27 protein-coding genes are annotated in these 23,167 nt (G+C 37.7%); 26 read left to right on the top strand and 1 reads right to left on the bottom strand.

All coding sequences use genetic code 11. The features are described 5' to 3' along the window. The first annotated feature begins 325 nt into the window (after nucleotides 1-325). The 26 genes from relB to FEZ08_RS11695 all read left to right on the top strand — a co-directional run bounded on the left by relB (nucleotide 326) and on the right by FEZ08_RS11695 (nucleotide 22,137). Nucleotides 326-547 carry a type II toxin-antitoxin system RelB family antitoxin gene (gene relB, locus FEZ08_RS11810; RefSeq protein ID WP_138192661.1) on the top strand — a complete coding sequence of 74 codons (222 nt, stop codon included), beginning with the start codon at nucleotides 326-328 and terminating at the stop codon, nucleotides 545-547. Continuing rightward, nucleotides 537-812, top strand: coding sequence for a type II toxin-antitoxin system RelE family toxin (locus FEZ08_RS11805; RefSeq protein ID WP_138192659.1), 276 nt, complete (start codon nucleotides 537-539; stop codon nucleotides 810-812). The genes relB and FEZ08_RS11805 overlap by 11 nt, the downstream gene beginning before the upstream one ends. 33 nt (nucleotides 813-845) lie before the next feature. After that, nucleotides 846-1,061 (top strand): hypothetical protein, encoded by a 216-nt coding sequence (locus FEZ08_RS11800; RefSeq protein WP_138192657.1) that lies wholly within the window; start codon nucleotides 846-848, stop codon nucleotides 1,059-1,061. Nucleotides 1,062-1,080: 19 nt separating this feature from the next. Then, the gene (locus FEZ08_RS11795) at nucleotides 1,081-1,935 is read left to right on the top strand and encodes a hypothetical protein (RefSeq protein ID WP_138192655.1); all 855 of its coding nucleotides are present in this window, start codon (nucleotides 1,081-1,083) and stop codon (nucleotides 1,933-1,935) included. A 165-nt stretch (nucleotides 1,936-2,100) separates the two neighbouring features. After that, entirely contained in the window at nucleotides 2,101-4,860 is a 2,760-nt protein-coding gene (locus tag FEZ08_RS11790) for an MSCRAMM family protein (protein ID WP_171015071.1), read from the top strand. A gap of 47 nt (nucleotides 4,861-4,907) precedes the next feature. Next, nucleotides 4,908-5,339 (top strand): hypothetical protein, encoded by a 432-nt coding sequence (locus FEZ08_RS11785; RefSeq protein WP_138192651.1) that lies wholly within the window; start codon nucleotides 4,908-4,910, stop codon nucleotides 5,337-5,339. A 1-nt stretch (nucleotide 5,340) separates the two neighbouring features. Next, nucleotides 5,341-5,547: a hypothetical protein gene (locus tag FEZ08_RS11780; RefSeq protein ID WP_138192649.1), complete on the top strand. Its 207-nt coding sequence runs from the start codon at nucleotides 5,341-5,343 to the stop codon at nucleotides 5,545-5,547. Further along, nucleotides 5,525-6,394, top strand: coding sequence for a hypothetical protein (locus FEZ08_RS11775; protein WP_138192647.1), 870 nt, complete (start codon nucleotides 5,525-5,527; stop codon nucleotides 6,392-6,394). The genes FEZ08_RS11780 and FEZ08_RS11775 overlap by 23 nt, the downstream gene beginning before the upstream one ends. Nucleotides 6,395-6,407: 13 nt before the next feature. Then, nucleotides 6,408-6,770, top strand: a complete 363-nt coding sequence (locus tag FEZ08_RS11770) for a hypothetical protein (protein WP_138192645.1) — start codon at nucleotides 6,408-6,410, stop codon at nucleotides 6,768-6,770. Between the two features lie 14 nt (nucleotides 6,771-6,784). Beyond that, nucleotides 6,785-7,210 carry a hypothetical protein gene (locus FEZ08_RS11765; RefSeq protein WP_138192643.1) on the top strand — a complete coding sequence of 142 codons (426 nt, stop codon included), beginning with the start codon at nucleotides 6,785-6,787 and terminating at the stop codon, nucleotides 7,208-7,210. Next, complete coding sequence (locus FEZ08_RS11760; protein ID WP_171015070.1) at nucleotides 7,158-9,548, top strand: ATP-binding protein; 2,391 nt, start codon at nucleotides 7,158-7,160, stop codon at nucleotides 9,546-9,548. The genes FEZ08_RS11765 and FEZ08_RS11760 overlap by 53 nt, the downstream gene beginning before the upstream one ends. Beyond that, entirely contained in the window at nucleotides 9,545-11,545 is a 2,001-nt protein-coding gene (locus tag FEZ08_RS11755; protein WP_138192639.1) for a hypothetical protein, read from the top strand. Before FEZ08_RS11760 ends, FEZ08_RS11755 begins: the two co-directional genes overlap by 4 nt. Then, nucleotides 11,542-12,510 (top strand): lysozyme family protein, encoded by a 969-nt coding sequence (locus FEZ08_RS12345; protein WP_199288081.1) that lies wholly within the window; start codon nucleotides 11,542-11,544, stop codon nucleotides 12,508-12,510. Before FEZ08_RS11755 ends, FEZ08_RS12345 begins: the two co-directional genes overlap by 4 nt. Before the next feature lie 31 nt (nucleotides 12,511-12,541). Beyond that, a complete protein-coding gene (locus tag FEZ08_RS11745; RefSeq protein ID WP_138192636.1) occupies nucleotides 12,542-12,907 on the top strand; it encodes a hypothetical protein in 366 nt (121 codons plus the stop codon). Further along, the gene (locus FEZ08_RS11740; RefSeq protein ID WP_138192634.1) at nucleotides 12,904-13,377 is read left to right on the top strand and encodes a metal-dependent hydrolase; all 474 of its coding nucleotides are present in this window, start codon (nucleotides 12,904-12,906) and stop codon (nucleotides 13,375-13,377) included. The genes FEZ08_RS11745 and FEZ08_RS11740 overlap by 4 nt, the downstream gene beginning before the upstream one ends. A gap of 101 nt (nucleotides 13,378-13,478) precedes the next feature. Beyond that, nucleotides 13,479-15,722: a type IV secretory system conjugative DNA transfer family protein gene (locus FEZ08_RS11735; protein ID WP_138192631.1), complete on the top strand. Its 2,244-nt coding sequence runs from the start codon at nucleotides 13,479-13,481 to the stop codon at nucleotides 15,720-15,722. A 316-nt stretch (nucleotides 15,723-16,038) separates the two neighbouring features. Then, nucleotides 16,039-16,806, top strand: a complete 768-nt coding sequence (locus FEZ08_RS11730; protein WP_138192629.1) for a replication-relaxation family protein — start codon at nucleotides 16,039-16,041, stop codon at nucleotides 16,804-16,806. Beyond that, nucleotides 16,799-17,188: a hypothetical protein gene (locus FEZ08_RS11725; protein WP_138192627.1), complete on the top strand. Its 390-nt coding sequence runs from the start codon at nucleotides 16,799-16,801 to the stop codon at nucleotides 17,186-17,188. Before FEZ08_RS11730 ends, FEZ08_RS11725 begins: the two co-directional genes overlap by 8 nt. Nucleotide 17,189: 1 nt before the next feature. Next, on the top strand, nucleotides 17,190-17,540 hold the full coding sequence (locus FEZ08_RS11720) for a hypothetical protein (RefSeq protein ID WP_138192624.1): 351 nt from the start codon (nucleotides 17,190-17,192) through the stop codon (nucleotides 17,538-17,540). A gap of 62 nt (nucleotides 17,541-17,602) precedes the next feature. Beyond that, nucleotides 17,603-18,400, top strand: coding sequence for a DNA adenine methylase (locus FEZ08_RS11715; RefSeq protein WP_138192622.1), 798 nt, complete (start codon nucleotides 17,603-17,605; stop codon nucleotides 18,398-18,400). Between the two features lie 140 nt (nucleotides 18,401-18,540). Then, nucleotides 18,541-18,720, top strand: coding sequence for a hypothetical protein (locus tag FEZ08_RS12265; RefSeq protein WP_171015069.1), 180 nt, complete (start codon nucleotides 18,541-18,543; stop codon nucleotides 18,718-18,720). 124 nt (nucleotides 18,721-18,844) lie between these two features. Then, nucleotides 18,845-19,363 (top strand): hypothetical protein, encoded by a 519-nt coding sequence (locus FEZ08_RS11710; protein WP_138192620.1) that lies wholly within the window; start codon nucleotides 18,845-18,847, stop codon nucleotides 19,361-19,363. Nucleotides 19,364-19,472: 109 nt separating this feature from the next. After that, nucleotides 19,473-20,222: a DNA-methyltransferase gene (locus FEZ08_RS11705; protein WP_171015068.1), complete on the top strand. Its 750-nt coding sequence runs from the start codon at nucleotides 19,473-19,475 to the stop codon at nucleotides 20,220-20,222. A gap of 246 nt (nucleotides 20,223-20,468) precedes the next feature. Then, nucleotides 20,469-20,603, top strand: coding sequence for a hypothetical protein (locus FEZ08_RS12605; protein WP_277871051.1), 135 nt, complete (start codon nucleotides 20,469-20,471; stop codon nucleotides 20,601-20,603). A gap of 189 nt (nucleotides 20,604-20,792) precedes the next feature. Continuing rightward, nucleotides 20,793-21,632: a macro domain-containing protein gene (locus tag FEZ08_RS11700; protein WP_138192663.1), complete on the top strand. Its 840-nt coding sequence runs from the start codon at nucleotides 20,793-20,795 to the stop codon at nucleotides 21,630-21,632. Continuing rightward, complete coding sequence (locus tag FEZ08_RS11695; RefSeq protein ID WP_138192615.1) at nucleotides 21,622-22,137, top strand: TIR domain-containing protein; 516 nt, start codon at nucleotides 21,622-21,624, stop codon at nucleotides 22,135-22,137. The genes FEZ08_RS11700 and FEZ08_RS11695 overlap by 11 nt, the downstream gene beginning before the upstream one ends. A 171-nt stretch (nucleotides 22,138-22,308) precedes the next feature. On the opposite strand, the gene FEZ08_RS11690 is transcribed toward FEZ08_RS11695, so the two are convergent. Further along, a complete protein-coding gene (locus FEZ08_RS11690; protein ID WP_138192613.1) occupies nucleotides 22,309-22,890 on the bottom strand; it encodes an SOS response-associated peptidase in 582 nt (193 codons plus the stop codon). Between the last annotated feature and the right edge of the window lie 277 nt (nucleotides 22,891-23,167).

The following is a 23,167-nucleotide window of genomic DNA, read 5'->3' as shown; positions in this document are numbered from 1 at the left end:
TCATATATGCGTAGCAAAGATGAATGTACAGATAAGACAGAAATCATTTTAACAAACTATGAAGTGCAAATGCAGCTCGACCTGGCAATTTGATGTGTGATAGGAAGCTTCTAGAATCAATTTAGATGCACAACTACTCATAAAATAAACTTTCGAGGCGTTCTAGCGACACTTTAATAATCCATGAAATAATATTTTTATGTAATATAACTTAATTGTGCTGATAGACGGCTTCAAACAGAGAATTCATAAAATAATTATCATAGTTGACTTTGACTACAAATGTAGTATAATTGAATTATCAAATAACTATGAGGTGATTATTTTGGCAGTTGTTAGTGTTAGAATGGATGACAAACAAAAAGAGTTATATAAAAAATATGCAGAACTTCGAGGGCAAACAATAAGTGATTTCATTAATCAAGTCGTTTTCTCATATATTGAGGATGAATACGATGCAGCGCTTGCTGATAAAGCTTACGAAGAGTATCAAAAAGATCCTAAAACGTATTCTCATGAAGAAGTGATGGAAATGTATGGACTCTAAGCAATATCGACTTCGGTACACGAAACAATTTCAGAAGCAATTAAGTAAACTTGATAAATCAACAGCAACCATTATTGTAAAATGGATCGATTTACATATTAATGGTACTGAAAGCCCAAGAATGCCGGAAAAGGCATTAAAGGGAAGAATTGAAGGAACATGGCGCTACCGAGTTGGCCAATACCGGGTTATTGTCAAATTTGTAGATGAAGAGCTACTTATCTTGGCGCTGCAAGTAGCGCATCGAAAAGAAGTGTACAGATAAGTGATGAGGATTTAATGAAAAGGAAGGGTGCAAATGGAAAAGAAACTACGGAACTGGACAAATGCGATGAGTATAGTTGGTATTACAATATCATTACTATCAATCTTTATGACGTATATACCAGGCTTTACAATGCGATTTATTCAAACTTCGCTTGCTGCAAGTGGAGTTACTCTGACAGTAATTAGTCTATTATTGAAACTGTTTGTTATTAATAACAAACAGAAATCGATTGAACAAGAATTTTAAATGAGAGGAGTGAGCAGCAATGCAGAAAATTAAAGATATGAAAAAACAAACGAAAATTATTATTGGAGTTGTTGCGGTTGTAGTAATTAGTTTAATTGCTGCCGGTGGTGCATATGGATATAATCAGTTTGCTATCTACACAGCGCAGCAAGAGTTAAACACACAATATAAGGCACAAGCACAAATTCTCCAGGATAAACAAGATGAGCTTGCAACACTCATTGCAGATAATACTAAAGCTGTCAATGACCTAGAGTATTTAAATGCTGATGAAAAACAACAAGTTATAGACACCTTAAAAGTTGATACTCCAGTAGTTGCTATTATGACTACTGTTGATACAATAAACTATACGGATGCTGATATTGCTGAAATGACAGCTCAAGTTGATGCAGTACAAAAACAGCTGGGCACTCTTCAAGGTGAAGAATCTCCATTTAAAGCAAAGCTCGCAGCAACCCAAAAAACAGCATTAACTAATATTGTGAACAGTAAACAAGGTGAAATGCAAAATCAATATAGTTCGGATCACCAAAAACATGTTGCGGACCAAAAGAAAATAGTTACAGATTTAATAGAAGCTGGTAAATATGATGAAGCTTGGGCCAATATGAACATTGTTATTGAGGCATATGCGAATGCAGATCAGTGGACTAGAAATAATATTCCTTCAACTCCAGCTGGAACTGGAACCTATAATGGCGGTTCTGTAACTCCAAACACAGGTAATGGTACTGGCGGTGGAGGAAATACACAAGGTGGTGGAAACGGCGGCGGAACAACTGGCGGTGGAAATAATACAGAATGTAGACCGGTTGCCGGTGGAGAAACGTGTCCGTGGAATCCTCCAGCAGATTTGTTCCCAAAACCATAAATATGTTATAAAAGCAGTCTCATATGACTGCTTTTTTTATTTGAAAGTGAGGATTTAACAATGGTACAAATGAATAAGGCCCCGCCGTAAGGGGAAGAAGCAATGCGATAAGTGTTGCTTTTTTTAATATTTAAAATAGTATATTTAGCTAAGAAAAGAGGAAAAATGATGTTTAAACAAACAAAAAAGGTCGCAAAAAAGATCTTTAGCTGCATAGTGTCAGCAATTTGGTGGTTGTTTACATTCTTAATGGAATCACCACAAGGAAAAGCAATTAAGAGAGTAATATTATCAATTACTCGAAAAGTAAGTAGCACTGTAACCATAGTATGGTTATATTGCTTACGAGCAATCAAGTGGACTTGGAATACTAAGCAAATTCGTCAAGCTCGACTATATGGACTATTATTTGATCGACAATTAACAAGACAATATAATAAGCACGTATCTCCAATTGTTCAAAAAATTAGTCGACCAGTAAAAATAATGATTGCTAGATCAGCTCTTGTTGCAGCATTTATTGGAGTATTTAGTTTTAGTGCTCCACAGCATGCGTTCGCCGCAAGTGATTATGGGTTCCATGTTGAAGCAGCACCCGACTTCTTTAAAACCTGGACTGATAGCAACAATGATGGTGAGCTAGATCAAACTATCAAAACAAGCGATGATGGAATTACGACAATTAATGATTCTAGAACTGGAAATGAAATCAATGTAACAACAAATGATAACTTGAAGGATATCATTGAAAATAGTCCATCAATTGATGAAGAACCGACTATTGATGAAAATGGTGTAACTATGTATGCAGTTGCAAAAACAGAATCGGGTTTAGTTATTCGATCAAGTTTACCACAAGATCAATTAGTACAATATTTAAATGGTGTGCCACTTCGTATGGCACGCGGAACCGGAAATAGCTCTGGAATGTTGAATTGGAACGGATACGCTACTCCGTTTATTAGCATCGATAATATCGGGCCAGTTTTCTGTATCCAACCATTTGAGGCATTCCCAAATGGTAACTGGTATGATCAGGGATCATTAATGAACGATGACGGCTTACTGGCAATATTAATATGGGGATTCCCATCTAATTATGGTGGTCAGCATGGATTGAGTGATAATGAAGCGTATGTGCGGACCTTCGTTGCAATCAATGCATATTTAGGTAACTATAATCGTTCAACAGTTGAATCGTATGGAGATTCTTATATTAATATGTTACTTCAAAAAGCAGATAGCAAGGATATTCCAGTTACTAGATTTGAAGTTAAGCAGCCAGCAAGTTTGGAAGCAAAATATAATCCAGTCACTAACCGATTAGAAACAGATTTATATACAACGAATGGAAGTTCGGGGAATACTTATAAATTACCTAGTCTACCGGCAGGGGTATACGCAGTAAATGAAGCTGGAAATAAAATTACCGGATCTGTGGCTATCGGTTCAAAATTCCGTTTAGCTAGTGATGATTTAACGTTAGATGCTCAGGTATCAACTCCTGTACAATCTAGTGTTCGCCCGCATGCTGCTATTGCATATCAAGCAACAGGGGTACAAACATTAACAACACTTGGCTTGCTTGATCCACTTCCACCTGCAAATATCAAAGCAACTTTTGCACCCGCATACATCGCAGTAGGTGGTCATAAAACGACAGAGGATGCAGAATTTAAAGTATTACCTGGTGTTACGTATGGTTTATACCAAGCTGACGGCCGGGAACTTACAACTGTTGTCACTGATGAGAATGGCGATTTTGTTACTGGACCGGTTGCAGCTGGGCTTTATGGCAGCGGCGCATATTTACGTGAGATCAAAACTGCTGATGATGCAACCTATGCATTAGACTATCAAAAGTTTGTTTTACCGGATTTAGCGGATCCTGCAGTTGCCGCACAAATTATTGATGGTGTATATTATGTCAATGAGAATCAAAACATTATCAATGAGTATAATGAAATTGGCGACTTAACGATTGCTAAAGTTGATAGTGTGACAGGTGAGCCGCTTGCCGGAGCTGAATTTGAAGTAAAACGTGTCAGTGGTGAGGCATGTCCAGAAGAAACGCTAACTACTGATAACAACAGTTCGGATAATAATGTTGCAGCATCAGTTGATTGTCAATTTACCCGAGTGTATACAACGGATGCTACCGGATATGCAGTTATTCCGGAAACAGATTTAACTAGCTTTAAATATGGTGAGTATCAAGTGAAGGAATTAGTAGCGCCGGGTGGATATACGCTGAGTGATGAGATTGTAACGTTCAATATTGATTCTGATCAGAAAATCATTCATATTACATTTGAGAATGATAAAATTGAAGAACTTGCGGTAACTGGTGATGCATTCTTTGAAGGGTTAATCGGCGGAACAGCACTAATTATTGTAGCCGGTGGAGCAATCCTGATCGGTACGCGTAAGAAAGGCCGTAAAGGAGCTGCAACGCTTGCGATTGCCTTATTAATCGGTGCTGGGGTATTTGCAACAAGCGGAACACAAGTATTTGCTGCAACTACGGAGAATAACCAGGTTGAAGTCGTACAAGAGATCGATGCTGATCAGGAAGTTACGAGCGGCCGCAGTTTGCTTCAAGCACGTGATGTTGATTTTATTGATCCGTTAGATCCGGATGCACTTGTGCCGGTTGATCCTATTCCGGAAACGAAACCGGATCCAGTAGAGGAAGAACATGTCGTTGAAGGTAATAAGGACGGTCAAACAGCAGTTACTGGTAGTGGTGAGAGTGGAACGACCGAAGCCAGCGATACTGCAGAAACATCATACTATGATGGTCCACTTACAGTAACTGGTCAAAATATCGCAATCGGTGTTATTGCCGGTGGAATTGTGATCGCAATTGCAGGTGTTATTATCCTAGTGAACCACAAGAAAAAATCAAATGTGGACCAAGTGTAAACTTGGTCCTTTCTTATTAAAACTTACCATAAAGGAAGTGACAAAACATGTTACTAAAAAATGTAAAAAAAGGACTGTTTACTGTTTTATCAATGCTACATAGCGGAATAATTGGCATAGCTCATATCGCAAGTGCCGTTATATATTTTGGTATTTATATAACATATGGTTTAGTAACGCTTATACAGCTGAATATACTTATCATTTTGGGAATTACAATCTACCGAATTATTAAATCACGTGTGGGTGATAAAAATAAAAAATTCGTGGGGATTGTAAAACAAGAGTTACTACATATGATAAAACATTTGGTACCACGAGCGGTAGGGCTGTGCGGTGGAATTTTAATTATTTCATACGTTCCATTTATGCAATTAGATTCAACTGGTACTATTTCGCTGATTATATTTTTTTTCTTTCTTATTGAGGTTTTCTATTTTGTTATGAAGCCTAAGAAGAAGTTAAAGGCGGGTGAGTAGGATGTATGCATACAAAAAAGAAAATAAGAACCAAATTCAATTAATTAGTCATGGCAGCGATGCCTCTATTCGGCATGCATTTCCATATGCGTTTGTTATTGAGGATATGAAGGATATTGCACATGTGCCGGCCGGTTATTGCTTCTTGCTGGAACAACCACTACAAGGACATGGAGGTGAAACACATGGCACTAAAACTACCGTTTAGAAAAAAGGAGGAGACATTTTTAGACGAACTCAAGCCGCCGAAAAGATGGCGGAACTGGCTATGGCGCGGAGCAGCAGCTTTTGTCTTATTATCAAGCATTATGGTGTGGAGTGTACGTTCAATGATTCCACAAGTGATTCGCTCGATTCCGCAAAGTGAAACGGCGTTTGTTACAAGTTATATTCAACATAAATTCTCAAATGATCCAAACTCGGTTGCTTGGAGCAGTAGCTATGAGATATCTACCATTCCGAAGCTTAAATATGAGGATGATGTTATTGTCCGAGCCGGGAATGTGAAAATTCTCGAAGTCAAAAGTATTGATGGAGTTGATCGCTTTAGCCTTGGCTTTACCTTTCAGATTACAAACTTGAATGGAGAGTTACTGTATACTGAATCAAGTTACGGTACATTGGGTGTTTCGGAACGTTACACAAATACATATTTGGTTGTAGAACCGTTTACTTATGCGAGTTACGACTTCTTAAAAAGTCCTGAAGATGATAAAACGGCAGCATTAGATCAGTTCACATACGCATTAGATGGTGAGAAGGTTACTGATGCGCAAAAACAACAAGCTATGGCACAAATAGAACTATTCTATGAGCGCTATAACATTGATTTTAAACAAGCGCAGCTGCTAGTTGTAGACACAATTAGTGACAAAGGCAGCGGCACATTTAGTGATCCAAAGATAAGCAGCATTGCTCTTATTGATGGCATGATTGAAGTTGATATCAATGTGACTTATACTTTACCAAAAGACTTAGGATCACTTGATTATCGACATTTGTTTGTGATTGATCCAAGCTCACAAAAAATACAAACAATATATTATTTAAATTAGGAGGAAATAAAGCATGAATATTTTTTTATCACAGTTATTTTATTTGGCACCGGGTGGAAATGGCAATAAGGTTGAACAATTACTTGGCACACCACTTGTGGCGTGGATTGTATTACTTATTGCAGTTTTGCTAATTATTGGTATCTTTATTGGTTTGGTTAAATCTGCTAGAGCTGATTTAAAATTGGCAAAAGAAAAAAATACCAGTAAATGGGAAGCAATTGCAGGTGAAGTCATTACTGGTATTGTAATGATTTTGGTTATCTTAATTGTAACGCTTGTACCAGTTGATTCTATCTTTAAAGGGTTGTTGCCGGCTGGGCAAACACTCGGAGGATGGTTATGGGAAATAATCCAGATAATCTTACCATCGTAAAGGAGTAGATTTATATGGCACATAAGTATAATTTTAGTTTGGTACATCGTCAGGAACCTATCTACTATATACCAGTTCTAAAATTGGAAATAAAAGGCCGTATGGCATTCATATTATTTGCTGGCAGCGCACTTGTGAGCGGTTTAGCTGTCTTTGGCTTAGGGAGCCTAATATTTAATCTGATGTTTGGTGTTGCTGCTGGCGCAATTACCGCAAGTGGAGTAGGTACAGTTTTGTATCTTCTATCATCTGATCGAGATAACAAAACCGGTGCATCCACCATGTTTTTGTGGATCAATCGAATCCGAAGACAACGAGTGATTATCACTGAGCAACATGAATATATTAGAATGCAAAAGCCATATTACAGTAAAGGAGTTGAAATGTATGGATTACCTACGAAACCTGTATCAACATCAAAACGTCACGATCGCCGGTAATACCTTAACGTATTTATTTGAGATTGATCCAACGAATGAGATGTACGCAAAAGAAGATGTGAGCAATCAATCAGAAGCAGCACTCATTAAAACCATAGCAGAGATCAATATGCAGGGATCAATTTTACTCATACCGAGAAAAGAAGATGTCAATGCACGGATTATGTATATGGATAGTATTTACGATCGCTATCGTGATGGAACAATGGATGCTGTTTATGATCAGTTCAGAATGGAAACATACGAATTGCTAGTTAAGGAGCTGATTTATACTCACAGAATTATCTTTGCATTTGTAGATGGTCGCAAGCCATTTATGTCAAAAAGTAGTTTGCCGTTCCTAAAGCGTCATACTTTCGGAATCGCTGAAAAACCAAATAAAGATTATCGACGATATTTAGAACAAGCATCTCATATCATTTTTGAACGATTAGGTGCTCGTTTTGGTGTTAAAAAGGTCGAAGCAGAAGATGCATACCACATTTATCAATCGCTCTTGCGACCATCATATAAAGATAAAGTTGAACGGACATATACGCTTAATCCTAGCCAAATTGAACAGAATGTATATCAATATACTGAATCAGAAGGTAAGGAAACATATTGTACTCGGCATTACCTTGTTAAAGAAATGCCAGTAGCGCCAAATAACGGCCGTTTAATAGCTGGTTTGACAATGTTGCGACATCCGGTTGTGATTGCTATAAAATTCGATTTACGGGCCGCACGTGAGGCTATGATTGCGATGGAAGCATATGAACAGGAGCTGGAAGAAGAACAAAAAAAATATCGCGGTAATACCGGGCGGCGCAACCGTGAGTATGATGATGCAAAAAAACTAGCGAAGTATGGAGCTTCTGTATTCTCATTACCGGAAAATACAGAGGTTCAGACGCAGATTATATTTCGGATTGAAGCCAAAAATGAAGAGCAGCTCAATGAACGAGCGAAAGAACTCAAGTCACATTGTGAAGATAGCTATCAATTGAAACTAGATCCATTAGTTGGTAAACAGCATGACGCCATGCAGCAGATGCTGCCATTCTTAAATGTATTAAAGCTGGAGCATCCAATCTTATTTTTAACTATCGGTTCATTTGTCAACTTACATCCACTTGCTGGTATTAAAATTGGGAACATTGAGGGTGTGCCAGTATCTTATATTTACCGTAAGAACGCTGCAGCTTATCTTGATTGGCTAGCTAGCTTTGAAAATAAGACAGTTAATGCACAGCCGGCAACTGGAGTCTTTGGCGAAGCTGGAAGTGGAAAGAGTGAGCTTGTAAAATATATGGAAATGACAAAGCTTATCGTTTACAACGCCCCACTATTAAAATTTGACCCTAAAAAGGAACCTGATAAAATTCATGAGATTGAATGGCTACAACCAATAATGCAACGTATCATTCTTGGTAGTGGTAGTGAGAGCTCTGGAATATTTGATCCAATGCTGAGATATAAAGATGAACCAATGCGTGCTTTAGAGGAAGCAAAGACAGATATACGTTTCATCTTTAGAGCGTTAAATTATCAAGTAAATGATGGGATGTTGTTAGACGAAGCGATTTTGGCTGTTCTTGAAGCGTATAGAAATAAAAAAATTACTCAGCCGACTTTGAGTGAGGTAACGCAAGTATTAATAAATATGAAGTCTATAAGTAATGAGGCGTATTTGTTAGGTCGTAACTTACTATCAGCATCAACAATGGGATTAGCAAATTTGTTTTTCGCAGATCAAGATACAAAAATTACCATTGATTTTACTAAGTACAAATACACCTTAATTCAGTTTATGGGAATGCCAAAAATTGATAAGTATAATGAAAATAATATGATGCATGTGTTTGCTTCATACACGTTATCAAAATGTAATATGCTGGCGGAACAAATGTTGCATCAAATTAAGGGATTAAAACAGATTACCATTGAAGAATATGGAGTGTTTCGTAAGACGCCCGAAGGTTCAGCTGCTGCTGAGGATATTCTCCGGTTGTGTCGGGCTCTTTTAGGTAGCCCAACGGTTGTATCACAACAATTGAGTGATGCAGGAGAAAGTCTTGAAGCAATTTCAAACAATATTGGCCAGTTCTTTATTGGATCAATATCAAGTAAACGGGAACGAGAATTTATTATCAATGAACTAGGGCTTGATCAAAGTCCGGAAGTTATTGAAATGTTATCAGATAAGACTAAAAGCGAAAATGTCTCAATTGATGAGAAGTTTGTGTTCTTATGGCGTGATTTTAATAATCGTACAGCGTTTGTAAGAAACAAACAATTGCCAATGTTTGAACGCTACTTTGATACATCTGGTAACCGAGAGGAGTTGCGGGCATGAGAAAGTTTAAATTTATTTGTATTGGCTTGCTGCTTGGCATTATGATTAGCGTCAATATAGCAACTCCTGTTAGTGCCAATGATACTGGTCAAAATTGTAATGAGGTTCAATGTGAGCCAAGTGATTATGAAGAGTCGCCGGTTGGTGAGCGGCCTCAAGATACCGAAGCCCTTGATTTTTTTACTGCAGCGATTGTTTCAAAATCTAAGGAAGTTTACGAGCAGTTTGAAAAGACAACTATGTATGCGAAGAACTTTATGGCCACAGCTTTTGGGGTTCCAAAATACGATGCCACCTGGAGTGGTGACATCGGTGGTATTCTACTATTCATAGTGAGCTTAATTGTAATGATCTTACAAATGATAGGGAGCTTGATTGCCTACTTGGTGTGGTTCTTTGAAACGTTAGTAGCCGGGAGCTTCATCAAAGATATTGTTATGAGTGTACAAAGCTACGTCAATATTACTGTCTTTGAATGGGATAAAGGTATGAACTCATTTGGAGCAGTGATTCTTACTATCATTGCTATTGCGTTGATTGCAAGCTATGTTATGAAAGGAATGAATAAACTTACACCAATAAACGTACTAAAGTTTATTGGATCAACTGTATTCTCCTGTGTCCTTGTTGGTGTTATCGCATTTAATATGACAGATATTGACAAGGCAATTGAAAATGTTACAGCTGATTTTTTCTCGGTTGTTGTATTTAATGGTGATGATACGACTGGTGAGGTGCCACTGGAAGTACAAGACAAAACCTCCAGTTATGAGTTGTTGTTCCTACAACCTTGGTTGATTCAAAACTTTGAGGTGGGATCAATTGCTGAGCTTGATATAATATTGGCGCGTGATCCTGCACTCTATAATAATATGACAGCCCAAGAGCTGGTCAATAAAATATTGCCGTGTTCATTTCTAGCACGTGATAAACAAAATACTTGTTATGAACAAACAACCAATATGACAGCAAGTGAGTTTAAGACGAAACAGTATTTTCAGATACTTAACTCAGAACACCAGGTAACTTACGTAACCGGGCTTGCGAAGTCATTGTTATTATTCGTACATAAAATATCAATCGCAATTCCAGTGTTCTTGTTATCGGCTATTAGAGGAGTATTTGAGCTTATTCGCTGGTTGACGCTCGTCTTTATCTTTCCGGCACTGATCATGCAAATTGTATTTAAGAAGAAGTACGCAACATTTATACTTAATAGATTCTTATGGCATTTGTTTGCATGGGGGATTGCAACCCTTTGTGTCGTCATTAAACACGTTTATGTTGAGTTACTTGCACAAGCGATTGCTAACACTCACTTCCTGGCAATTCTGGTTGTTGATGCGTTATTGCTTGCGGCTTTAGTTTTAGCCTGGCATTTTCGAGAACAACTTATGCAGTGGCTTGGAAAGGTGTTAAAAGCAGTAGGGAGCATGATGGTATCATCAATTATTGATCCTGATTATTCACCGCTTGATTTCATGAAGAGTGCAGCAAGTGGACTGAATGAAGCCGGCATGGCCACCTTCGGTAAATTAGGTCATGCAATGGCCAATCCCGGTGGGAGTGGCAACAGTAAGAATGATGATACAAATAATGATCCAGATGATGACGATCCAAAAGACAATAAAAAGAAACCACTTGGCAGCACACCAAATAGTAGCGCCGCTGGCGATCAACCGGAAGAAGACGAAAACAAACTAGCGCCAACAAGTGACAAGCAAAATCCGGAAAATGATATAGATCCATTAGTGAGTGATGTACAGAATATACCGCTTACTGATTCAAATATGAATGCCAGCGGTGACGCAGGTATAACCCACGATAATCCGACAGTTGATGATTCAAGTAGCGGAGAACTACCACCACGGACAACTTATAGTGAATCAACAGACGATGCTGGTATTGTGTATCGATACAAAGCACAAGAGCCGGAGGAGCAAGTAAACAAAGCTCAAAGCGAAGTTGATCGCGCTGTATCGGATCATGACTCATGATAAAAAAAGGAATGTTCTTTCTTATAGCATTGTTATTGTTTTGTGCGCCGTTTTTAGGTGGTAGTCAAAGTGGCGGAAACAACGTTATGCTGGGAAAAGCAAAAGTGCCAAATAGCGTTCGACGGTATGAAGATATGATGCGGGAATTTACACTGCAGTATGAAATAGAAATTTACACTGAGCTATTGCTGGCTATGATGATGCAGGAGTCGGGCGGAATGAGTGAAACAACGCCCGATGTCATGCAATCGTCTGAGTCGGCCGGGCACCCACCAAATTATTTTACTAACCCGCGTGACTCGATAGAGCAAGCTGTAAAGTATTTTGCATCGCTAGTAGATATTGCAAAGCAACTGAAATTAAATGATGTTAAGTTTATTGTCCAGGCTTATAACATGGGTCCGGGCTTTTTATATTTCTGTGAGGGTAAAACCTCATTTAATGCAAGCTATGCGAAGGACTATGAAGTTAAAATGGGTGGGAACTATGGTGACCCGGATTATGTGGAACATGTATTTCAATACTATGAAATGCCAACCGCAAGCAATCACGGCTTTATTATTCCAACAGCAAGAAACACTATGAATGAACGATATGGAACTGTTGAGGATCCTATAAGAGGTGGAACCCGGATGCATAACGGCATTGATTTAGCCTGCAGCAAAGATGAGGCTGCCTGGAGTATTGCTGATGGTGTTGTTACAGATGCCACGTTTAGTAGCTCATATGGTTATTTTGTGGAAGTGGACCATCAGAATGGGTATAGCAGTTTATATGCGCATTTCAATACTTTAGCTGTTCGTGCCGGCGATCGTGTGAGTAGTGGCCAAGTGGTTGGGTATTGTGGTGATACTGGTTTTTCAGCTGGTTACCATTTACATCTTGAAATAAGATTGAATGGTGTACGTGTGGATCCTGAGGGCTACTTACCAAAACTTGAACGTAGCTCAATTGTAACACCTTAAAATAAATAATATAACTAAAGGAGGCGAAGTCATGAAATTAGTGAATCTCACAGGACATCTTATTCAAATTATTGATGATAATGGTAATATTGTTCGCTACATAGAACCATCAGGAACAGTATGCCGCATTAAAGATAAATTTCAATTAAGTGAGCCGCTTGAAAGCAGTGTTCTGAGACTTCAATTAACCAAGACAGTCGTAAAGCATCTACCGCATCCTAGAGAGGGCACAATCTATATTGTATCTCAATTAGTGTTGCGAGCGCTCCAGGGGAGCCGGCCGGATGTATATGCGCCATATGGTGGCATATTTGAAGGAAATAACAAGGTAGGTTGCTCAGGGCTTTATAATATGACAAATACGTTGACCAGTGAGTTAGCAGGTGATGTAGAATGAAAGGAACAAGCCATGCAGCATTAGGAATGGTAGCAAGTACTGCAGCAGCAAAGTTTATCTTGCATGCGCCATTAGATGAACCAATGGTTTTAGGTGGCGTGCTATTATGTGGTATTATCGGCGGACTCTTGCCGGACATCGATCATGGCAGCAGCAAGCTAGGAAGTAAAATTCCGGTGCTGCCACATTTATTGAAACACCGGGGAATCACTCATACGATATATTTTGTGATCCTTGTTTTCTTCCTGGCACAGTTGATCGGATTACCACAATATCTTGTGTGGTGTTTAACGGCAGCTGTTGTCTCCCATATTATTGGTGACATGCTAACGCCAATGGGAATTGCGCCGTTTGCAATTGGGCCATTTTTTAACTACACGTTTCGGTTGCCGATTCTAAAAGTACCATACTTAGAATCGGTTTTTTTGGTTGTATTTCAGTTTATGACCTACTACATACTCATAATATAAAAAGCAATGTCGCTAGAAGGCAACGAATATTCAATCAATGGGTGATTATCCATGTCGATTGCTTCTAGCGACACTTATTTTGAACAGAAAGAAGGGAGTCTATGTATTTTCAACTTTTATCGGGCGAACATGATGTTCGAGATCGGATGGCGGGCTTGCTATCCCAAATTTACAATACGAATACTGGCGGGTTATTCAAACGAGCGCTCTGTGTTCGTTTTCATGTATTCAAAGATAAAGAGGGCCGCGTTTGTTTTGTTGCTGGCAGCAGTGATAAAGATTATGCCTTCGAGAAGATGCTGCAGGATGCTTATGGAGAGCATTTTGTAAAACCGATGCTTGCAGTACCGACCATCGTTGATGGTGGCCGCAACGTGGCATTGTTTGATAAATTTCATGCTATTGATCCAGGAGCCCTGTGGGAATCATTAATCTTTGATATACCAAAAGATGTCATGCTGACGTTTACGTTTGCTAAGACACGGAATAAGGCATATGAGCAGCAGCTGACACAATTAGAGTCTGCACTATTAAAAAAGGCAGATAAGACTACAAAAGCAAAGGAGCGATTAAAAGATATCCAAAACAAAATAGGCATGGCTCATCATGCCTTTGATTGTGAGTTGTCAGTTGCACCACTTGATAATAGCGGTAAAGAGTCAATCTATAACTTAATAAAAAATATAAGAATCAAGAGTGAAACGCGTCACAATCATTTGAGGGTCGCTTCGTTCTCAAATGGATCATTCTCACGCAGCATTGATATAAGTCATCACGTGTTTAGTTTAACTGCCGTTGAATTGGCCGGGTTTTTATCCATACCAAAGGTTACTGATAAGAATATGCATATTTTACATGTTGGGACTGATGGTGATTCGGTTGCAGCGGATGATATTAGAATGGGGATTAAGATTGGTACAGTTTTAACAGGCCAATTTAAAGGTGAAGATATTCGGATCCCACCTGATCTTATTGCTAAGCATTTACTCTTAACCGGTGCAACTGGTGGAGGTAAGAGTTCAGTACTTTTTGAAATTGTCGATGATATGATTGCGACCGTTGACGATAACGGCGAATGGTTGTATGGATTTACTTGTTTTGATCCGAAACAGGAAACGGTGATCAAAATTATCAATCACTTATTAGCACGAGAGGCAGCCGGTCACAAAATCAACTGGCATAAAGTACACTACATTGATTTAGCACAAGGCCAGTACTTGCCGCAAATGAACTTACTCAATATTCCTACCGGTGCAAGTGTTGATGCCGTACAAGGCTACATCCTAGATTTGCTTAAAACAATCTACAATAGCGGCGCAACACCATTGATGGATAAAATGTTTAGAAATGGTATTGGTACGTTGCTGCTTGAACAAAAGCAAAAGAATACTATTTTAGATATCCAGGAGCTTTTTGATGATCGTAAGCGCCAGCAGCTGGCCATGCGCCGGCTTGGTAATGACTTCTTCTCATCAAACTATAAAAAGTTTTGGGGTGATCCACAGAGCGATGAAATGCCATTCACACGTAGTGAAGTGGCTAGTACGATGAACCGGTTAGATCTCTTTGCATCACCACGAATGATGAAACTTTATGGATTGCCGGAGTTCAATTTAGAGATTGAGCGCTGGATGGATGAGGGGCATATTGTGCTCATTAATACGAGGGGCATGAGTGACAATGAAATCACATTAAACGGTGGACACATTCTCAGTCAATATACAATGGTCGCAAAGAACCGCGACATGAAAAAAGCCCGGCCGCACTTCTTGATTATTGACGAAGGGAAGCAATTTCAAGTGCCGGTTATTTATAAAAATATAATTCCGGAAATGCGCTACTATATGTTGTGGCTAATATTCGCAACTCAAATTATTCAGTCATTAAAAGATGAATTGAAAACAGAAATGGCGGAGAACGTTGGTACAAAAATTACCGGCCGGCAGGGTGACGATGGCGCCAAAAAAATGTCGGATATCATGAATGGAAAAGTCACAAAAAAGACAATTCAAAACTTACTCGATGGAGAGCTACTTGCATACATTCAAACAAAAGATGCCGGATTTCAAGTTGTGCCAATTAAAGCTAAACCACCATACTGGTACCTACCGGATGGCAAAATAGCTGAGTACAAAAATAAGGTGCATGAGGAAATTGCTCTGGACTGGACCAATAAAAAAATCATGGAACTGCAGCAGCGTGATTGGTTGCATGTTGATGAAATTGATCGGCTGCTGGCTGAACGTTATCACGATGGTGTCACAATTGAATCTAGTTGGGCTCAATCAACTCCAATGGATCAAAACCTCGATGCGTTGGACTTGCTCGGCGACTTTGACAATTAGTTGGTAGTGTTGTTTTCGAGTTGTTATAGGATTGTTTTGGTGTGGTTATGGTATGGTTTTGGTGTTGTTTTCAAACGATATTAAAATAGGGCATAAACCTTTGCCCTATATAGCCAAAATAGCCCTTTTTAAAACGGTGATTCTGTTAATGTCCATATATATCTATATATACATTACCAGCCTTCCCATACCACCCGAAGCCCACCTGTCAGACTGATTGCCTTATAGTCAATCAGCTTTATATTTGAATATAAATATTCAAATATAAAAAAACTAAATTCCAAAACTAAATTTTAAAACATAAGGAGGAGAGCCAATGGCAATCAAAAATTTAACCCATAACGATTTGATATTTCTTGCAGCACTGCAGAAGTTTCAATATTTAGATAAAGAGATTGTTTACAAATTCTACTACCGGAATTTAAAACCAGGAACAATAAAAAATAGAATCGAGTTCTTACTTAGCAAGCACTATATACAACGATTCTTAATTGGTAAAAAAGGAGCGCCGGATTACCGGGTTATCTATGCAATCCACGAGAACGGTTTTTATGTACTGCAGCCGGTGGACAGTAAAGAGCGATTCGACATTGAGAGCGCCATGCACTTAAAGAGCAGTTACATGCATTATGTCAACACGGCAAAAATTTTATTAGCTTATAACGAGCTGCCAGGAACTGATATTTATGTTGAGAAGGGAGAGGCACATCATTTCTTCGGGAAGGAAAAGGAGTATAACGATGTGATCCGGCCCGATGGCGGCATCTTGATTAAGAAACAGGTGTGCTTGTTTTTAGAATATGAAAACGAACAAAAGCGGCGGAGCCTGGCCAACAAATTGGAACGCTACAACAAGTATGCTGTTTTCAATAAAATTGTTGAGCATCCGGTTATCGAAGCCAGCCAATTTGAATTGTTGTTTGTATTTAATACAAAACGAAAAATGGACAGCTTTATGGATGATTTGCAAAAATACCCGGTGAAGGGGTATCGGATCCGTGGAGGTGTACTGGCGGATGTTTTGAACAATCCAGTCGATGGCCAAATATTTAGAACGTACAACGGAGGAATGAAAGATGTATAAAATAAAGAATTTGATATCCGACTTTAAAGGTTTATTTGAACGAGTGGTGCCGAAGTTTATTCGGCGGCCGCTCGTGGTGATTGTACTGATCGCCGGTTTTTATGGGATCTTGTGGCTGCTGCAATTGACTATTTTATCCGGAGCGAATTTGCCGAGTGCATTGAATACAGTGCTGCAGCTGCTATGGCGAGTACTTTTTCTAGGATATGATTTAGCGGTACGTTTTGGAATGTCCGGGATAGTCGCGGTAATCATGCTGCTTGTTTATTGGTTTCTTATTGCTTCATTATTAGGATCTAATATGGGCCAGAGTTCTTTAAAGGCAAAAGTAGCGCTATTGGTATTGTTGCTGTTTATTGTGTTTGTTACTGGAGTGGTTTAGAATGGATGAATATTTATTTAGTGAGGTATTGAATTGCCAGGGCGAATCGGTGATTAATCAAATTAACTTGCTTCGCCGGCAAGGATATAGCGATGAGGTGATCTTCGTAAGCCTGGAGTCGGCACTTGATCAAACAAAATGTTTTGATGTAGAGAGCAAAACTGGCGGCGAGGCAAATGAAGTGATCTATACGGCTAAGGATGTTCAAATTTGCATTTCATCAAGCAGCGGCTGTTATTATATCAATGGACTTAATACAGATCAGGGAGTCGCAGGCTACATTGATTTTTGTATAAAGATTAATGAAGGAAAAAATGATGAAGTCTACAACTACCGGTTGACCGGATTATAAAATAAACAAAAGCCAAGATACAACGTATCTTGGCTTTTTAATATGTAAGGAGAATGAATAATATGAAGCGGATTCTTAACTATCCTGGCAGTAAGTGGCAATATGCTAAGCAAATTGCATCATTGATGCCCGATCATAAGGCATACTGTGAGCCATTTTTTGGTAGTGGGGCGGTGTTCTTTAATAAGAAAAAGGCAATACTGGAGACTATCAATGACGTAGATGGTCGTTTGGTAAACTTATTTACAATACTTCGTGAAGAACCGGTAAAGTTGACGCAATTAGTTGATTATACTTTGTATAGCCGGCAAGAGTATGAATTAGCACTTGAGCAATCTGCTGATCCGCTGGAAGATGCAAGGAGAATGCTTGTTCGCTGCTGGATGGGTATTGGTGGTAAAACTAATGCTGATGCTGGTTTTCGCAGAAATATCTCTTGGAATGGACCATATAACACTTATGAGTGGAATGAATTACCGGATCGCTTGTTAAAAGCAGCAAAGCGACTAAAAGATGCTCAAATTGAATGTAAAGATGCTTTGCAGCTAATTGGTGAACTTGATAAGGATACACTAATATATGCGGATCCGCCATATCTTCAAGCAACTAGAACATCGATACACTATGAGCATGAATGCAGCAACGATTATCATATTGACCTTATTCGTGCATTAAAAGCACACACTGGGCCGGTATTGCTATCAGGATATGATCACGAACTATACAATAAAGAGTTATCAGAGTGGCACAGAATAGAGTTTTCAACTAAAATTGGCATTCATACAAAGACAAAGCGATCTGTTAGTGATGTGTTGTGGTTGAATCAATTGCCAACAAGTCAAATGTCTATATTTGAATAAGTCGCTTGATATAATAAATAAAGTATAATATAATTAAATTAATCCTATACGGATTTATTGCTGTGCCATCAAGAAATTGATAAGCACAGAAAGCTTGGCTGCTCCCTTTGGGGAGCTTTTATATAATTAAGGTGATTGACATGTCTAAAACAAGTGCAGCCGTAAAAAATCGATACATGAAAAAGGTATATGATCAGTTTAAGTTCAATATGCCAAAAGGCAATCGTGATATTTTTAAGAGTCTATGCGAAGAAAATGGAACAACTGCCAGTGCTGAACTTAACAAATTTGTTGAAGAATACATAAAGAAATATAAGTAAATATAAAACCTTCATAAAAAAATGAAGGTTTTTTAATTTTAGTGTTGACATACATGTACATGTATGTTATTATAATATCAGAAGCTAAGCCAAGCGCTTCAAAATTGTATAGGAGTTGTTAGAAATGAAAATATTAAACACATTAGAAAATTTAGAGGTAATAGCAAAACATTATGTAGGTAATTATATCTTTGAGTTAAAAGAAGAAGATCCAAAATATTTTAACAAAATGATTAAAAGCTATATGGTTTTTGAAACAGATGATAATTATAAATTCGCAATCCGGTTTGACTATGATGCAATAAAAAAAACAGTTTACTATAATGATGAAACAGAGGCGCCAGAAATTACCGAAAATTATTTTATTCATTATAATATGAGATATAACAATTACAGCCGCGTATGTAAGCAACTTGCTTTATTAACTTATCATCTTGATGAAAGTAACGGTGTATATGTTAAGAATCGAAGTTTCATGCATGATGATTCATTCACGGTAATAAGAGAATTGACAGAAGATGAAAAATGTTTCTTGATAAACGTTGCAGAAGAAAAAGACGATCAGTATAAAAAAAGAGTAGTAGCTTACTACAAAAGATATAATGATATCATTTACGCTGATGGATATTGGGCCAATAGATAACTAAGAGAACGCTGGTATTATGCCAGCGTTCTTTTTTTGTCTTGTATATGACGGATTTATGGCCGGTGTATTTTTTGGTAAATGTTATATTATCAATAGGAGGTCATTTATGTTAGGAAATTTACAAGTAGGTGACTGCATCCGGATTGATGGCAAGCATCTTTTAGTATATGGCGATGCAACAAAAATTGAAACTTATTCATGCATTGAGAAGCATGGAAGTTCTGTTCAGCTGCTACTTACTGATCCCCCATATAATGTAAACTACTCAGGAACAAAGCGAAAGAATCGCCGGCAACTAATAAATGATAATCTTGGAGATCGATACACTGAATTTTTAACTCGGCTGCTAGATAACGCTGCGAGAGTAATGAATCCTGGAGCAAGTTACTACGTTTTTATGGCATCATCATCAATCACAGAGCTTTACGCTGCATGTGATGCTGCTGAGCTATATCGATCTAGTTTATTATTGTGGATCAAGAACCATTTTGTATTATCATTTGCAGACTATAAGGTAAAACACGAGTGTATTCAGTGTGGATGGAAAAGGGGAGCTACACATAAATTTTATGATCCCAAAAATTTGTCGACTGTTTTTAACTATCCAAAGCCGACGAGATCAAAAGAACATCCTACGATGAAGCCAATACCTCTTGTTAAAGAGCTTATACAATATTCTAGTATGCCGGGTGATATCGTTCTAGATCCATGCAGCGGCAGCGGTACAACCATGCTTGCAGCGCAAGAGTTTGGCCGCAGATGCTATATGATTGAAATTGATTTAGAGTACATACATTCAATAATATACCGGTATTTGTACTTTAATCCCGGCGCAGTTATAGAGATTACTCAATAGCCAGGCACGAAAGTGTCCTGGCTATTTTTGTTTATGGTTTGTTATAATAGGTATGCATACAGCTTTGTATGCGGAAAATTCTATATAAGCACGTTATATTTGTATATGATAACGTGCTTTTTAAATTGTGATATATCTGATATAATAATAGTTGAGATCACATAACGGTTGACGGTAGAGCCTCTTGAAGTTTTTCAAGCATCAGGAGGCAACCCCTCCTGATAGTAATTGAAGGAGGTGGTGCGGATGTCAGATGATATTATTGTTGCGATTATTGGGGCAATTGCTCTGGTAGTTGCGACGACGGTAACTGCAGTTGCTAATTATTATTCTGCCAAACAAAAATACTACCGCCATAGCCAGTCAAGCAAAAAGCGGTAGTATCTAACATTTCTTAGAGGCTCACCGTCGACTTGACTGTGATCTCTTTATATACATATTATAGTATAAAAAACTGGGGAATGCAAGAAAGAGGGAGATGGGATTACGGAAAAATAAATATTACCACAAGTAATTGAATATATGAGAGGGGAATATCTTATTGTGATTTCCAAGAGAATAAGAGATAAAATTAAGGTCCAATTTCTCGATAAGAACTTATTAAAACAGTTTGCTAGATATTGTGGGGTAATAACTACGATTATTTCATTCTTAATAATATTTTATGATATACCACCAAATAGTAAAATTCTAGTATTTGGTACGATTATAATTTTACTACTTTTAATATACATTGTTTTATGGATTACAGCTAACATCAGACGCAGTATTATATTAAAAATTGGATCAACCACTGTCGAAATTAAGCCTGGAGATATTTTTCAAGTGAAAGATCTCAAGGCAATAGCTTTTAATGAGTTTTTTGATACTCAAGTAGATGATAAAGTTATAGCTTCAGCATCATTAAATGGTCAAGTTCTTATAAACCATATTTCAGATATTCCAAAACTTGATGAACAAATATTAAATGATGAAAAACTAATTAAGAATATTGTTGAGAAAGACATTAATAGATTTCCGGGGAAAAGTATTCGGTATAAGCTAGGGAGTTGCATATTAGTACAAAATGAATTTATCTTTACGGCTTTTAGTCGGTTTAACTCTGATTTTCAAGCCGAGATAACAATTCAAGAGTATGTTAATTTTCTGCTAACTTTTTGGAATGAAGTAAATCGTTTATATGCACAACGTTCAGTTACTGTACCGATTTTTGGTGCAGGAATTACAAGGTTTAAAAATGGTTTTGAAGAAATTAGTATAGAAGAATTATTAAAAATTATGGTTTGGACCTTTAAAATAAGCAAAATAAAATTTGCATACCCAGCCAAGTTAACTATACTAGTTCATGAGGATCTTATAGATAGAATTAACCTATATGAAATCAAGGAGAGTGAACAGAATGACTTATAGAACAAAAACTTATATTGCTGCAGACTGGTCAGGAGATGAAGATGCAGTTAAGCAGTTATATAAATGGAAAGAGAGCCAAAATTGGGGATTGAGTTTTACCGATGCACATGGACTAACAAGTGCTAGAGATTCGAGTTTAAATTGTAGTATCAAGCGTTCTTTGAAAGCAAGACTGGATGCATCAAAGCAATTTGTATTAATTGTAGGAGATAATACTGATACAATAACTGCAGGAAGTTGTCGTTATTGTAGTAGTTATAACTCGTATACCTCACGATGTGTTAGAGGATATAATGTAGATTTTCGAAGCTATATTGATTACGAATGTGATATTGCGAGTTATGATATTTCAAATATTGTTGTATTATATAATTCAACAATGATTAAAAAGTCACTATGTCCTGAACCGTTGCGAAGTCAAGGAGTACATATTCCTATGGTATATAGTAAAGATGGAAAACAATATTGGGATTATTACGCTGTGAAGAAAGCCTTAAACCAGTGACAATACATAGTGTGTATTTCAGAATAGCTGAATATATATGATTGTTAATTTGAATAAATTTACAACTAGGTTTACATAATATATATTATATGAATATTGTGAAATAGTGAATTTAATATGCGTATTTTGAATATTATTACATAAAAAAGACCGCAAATTGCGGTCCTTTTTTTATTTTATGACTGGTTGCCATGACAGCTGCACATCCATTTTAGGTTTTGTCCATTGTTCTAGATCAGCACCGGCAAGGTAATCAGAAATCTGATCATCATCTAACATTAACGGTAATCGATCATGAACAACCTCGAAAGCTGGCGTTGCTTGTTGTGTAATTTTGACATAATGCGGTATGCCATCAGTGATTTTGTATAAACCGGCAAATTTTATGATGTCCTGGTTGTTTTCAGTGATAATGTTTTTTTCCTTCCGGCCGGTTGAGTCGGTCCACTCATAGAATGCTGATGCTAGTATTACACACCGGTGTTCAGTAAAGTCTTTTCGGTAGAACGGTTTTTCTAACAATGTTTCTTGTCGGCCATTTATGATATGCCCTTTTTTATCCCACTTTGGAATACCCCACTGCATCACTGAATATCCAGTATCAGTCTGAATGATTCCTGAATTGGTTGGGAACACTTCATACGTCTCAGATTTATCACTATATTTCAATTTTGCGATTTCATCAGGATCATTATCTAGTAGATCCATCGCGGTACTATAACCAATTGATTCATAACGGCCACACATAGCCATCACCCCTCGTTTATTGTAATCTGATTATACTACGTGGCATAAATTGGGGTTATTGTTATGCGATAAAAAAAGGCAGCGGCTTAATTGACCACTGCTTTGGATGCGGATAGATGGATAAATCTATCTGCAGGTTTATTATATCAAACTGACTTGATTTAGCAATAAAAAGATGGCCCCGGTAAATATCCGGGACCAAGGGGATGAGCTAACTATGTAATTGTCAATATATAATCATAAAATTATTGTTCATTCTTTAATAGCGTAACTTGAAAGGATC

Source organism: Culicoidibacter larvae, assembly GCF_005771635.1.
GTDB classification, from domain to species: domain Bacteria; phylum Bacillota_I; class Bacilli_A; order Culicoidibacterales; family Culicoidibacteraceae; genus Culicoidibacter; species Culicoidibacter larvae.
This window is presented reverse-complemented; position numbering and strand designations above follow the sequence as displayed.

Coding starts and splice junctions, on each gene's coding strand:
- FEZ08_RS11795 (WP_138192655.1), top strand. CDS start 1,081: ATGCAGAAAATTAAAGATATGAAAAAACAAACGAAAATTATTATTGGA.
- FEZ08_RS11790 (WP_171015071.1), top strand. CDS start 2,101: ATGATGTTTAAACAAACAAAAAAGGTCGCAAAAAAGATCTTTAGCTGC.
- FEZ08_RS11710 (WP_138192620.1), top strand. CDS start 18,845: ATGAAAATATTAAACACATTAGAAAATTTAGAGGTAATAGCAAAACAT.
- FEZ08_RS11805 (WP_138192659.1), top strand. CDS start 537: ATGGACTCTAAGCAATATCGACTTCGGTACACGAAACAATTTCAGAAG.
- FEZ08_RS11725 (WP_138192627.1), top strand. CDS start 16,799: ATGTATAAAATAAAGAATTTGATATCCGACTTTAAAGGTTTATTTGAA.
- FEZ08_RS11735 (WP_138192631.1), top strand. CDS start 13,479: ATGTATTTTCAACTTTTATCGGGCGAACATGATGTTCGAGATCGGATG.
- FEZ08_RS12345 (WP_199288081.1), top strand. CDS start 11,542: ATGATAAAAAAAGGAATGTTCTTTCTTATAGCATTGTTATTGTTTTGT.
- FEZ08_RS11765 (WP_138192643.1), top strand. CDS start 6,785: ATGGCACATAAGTATAATTTTAGTTTGGTACATCGTCAGGAACCTATC.
- FEZ08_RS11705 (WP_171015068.1), top strand. CDS start 19,473: ATGTTAGGAAATTTACAAGTAGGTGACTGCATCCGGATTGATGGCAAG.
- FEZ08_RS11785 (WP_138192651.1), top strand. CDS start 4,908: ATGTTACTAAAAAATGTAAAAAAAGGACTGTTTACTGTTTTATCAATG.
- FEZ08_RS12265 (WP_171015069.1), top strand. CDS start 18,541: ATGTCTAAAACAAGTGCAGCCGTAAAAAATCGATACATGAAAAAGGTA.
- FEZ08_RS11775 (WP_138192647.1), top strand. CDS start 5,525: ATGGCACTAAAACTACCGTTTAGAAAAAAGGAGGAGACATTTTTAGAC.
- FEZ08_RS11720 (WP_138192624.1), top strand. CDS start 17,190: ATGGATGAATATTTATTTAGTGAGGTATTGAATTGCCAGGGCGAATCG.
- FEZ08_RS11760 (WP_171015070.1), top strand. CDS start 7,158: ATGGATTACCTACGAAACCTGTATCAACATCAAAACGTCACGATCGCC.
- FEZ08_RS11755 (WP_138192639.1), top strand. CDS start 9,545: ATGAGAAAGTTTAAATTTATTTGTATTGGCTTGCTGCTTGGCATTATG.
- FEZ08_RS11770 (WP_138192645.1), top strand. CDS start 6,408: ATGAATATTTTTTTATCACAGTTATTTTATTTGGCACCGGGTGGAAAT.
- FEZ08_RS11800 (WP_138192657.1), top strand. CDS start 846: ATGGAAAAGAAACTACGGAACTGGACAAATGCGATGAGTATAGTTGGT.
- FEZ08_RS11715 (WP_138192622.1), top strand. CDS start 17,603: ATGAAGCGGATTCTTAACTATCCTGGCAGTAAGTGGCAATATGCTAAG.
- FEZ08_RS11690 (WP_138192613.1), bottom strand. CDS start 22,890: ATGGCTATGTGTGGCCGTTATGAATCAATTGGTTATAGTACCGCGATG.
- FEZ08_RS11695 (WP_138192615.1), top strand. CDS start 21,622: ATGACTTATAGAACAAAAACTTATATTGCTGCAGACTGGTCAGGAGAT.
- FEZ08_RS11730 (WP_138192629.1), top strand. CDS start 16,039: ATGGCAATCAAAAATTTAACCCATAACGATTTGATATTTCTTGCAGCA.
- FEZ08_RS11745 (WP_138192636.1), top strand. CDS start 12,542: ATGAAATTAGTGAATCTCACAGGACATCTTATTCAAATTATTGATGAT.
- FEZ08_RS11740 (WP_138192634.1), top strand. CDS start 12,904: ATGAAAGGAACAAGCCATGCAGCATTAGGAATGGTAGCAAGTACTGCA.
- FEZ08_RS12605 (WP_277871051.1), top strand. CDS start 20,469: ATGTCAGATGATATTATTGTTGCGATTATTGGGGCAATTGCTCTGGTA.
- FEZ08_RS11780 (WP_138192649.1), top strand. CDS start 5,341: ATGTATGCATACAAAAAAGAAAATAAGAACCAAATTCAATTAATTAGT.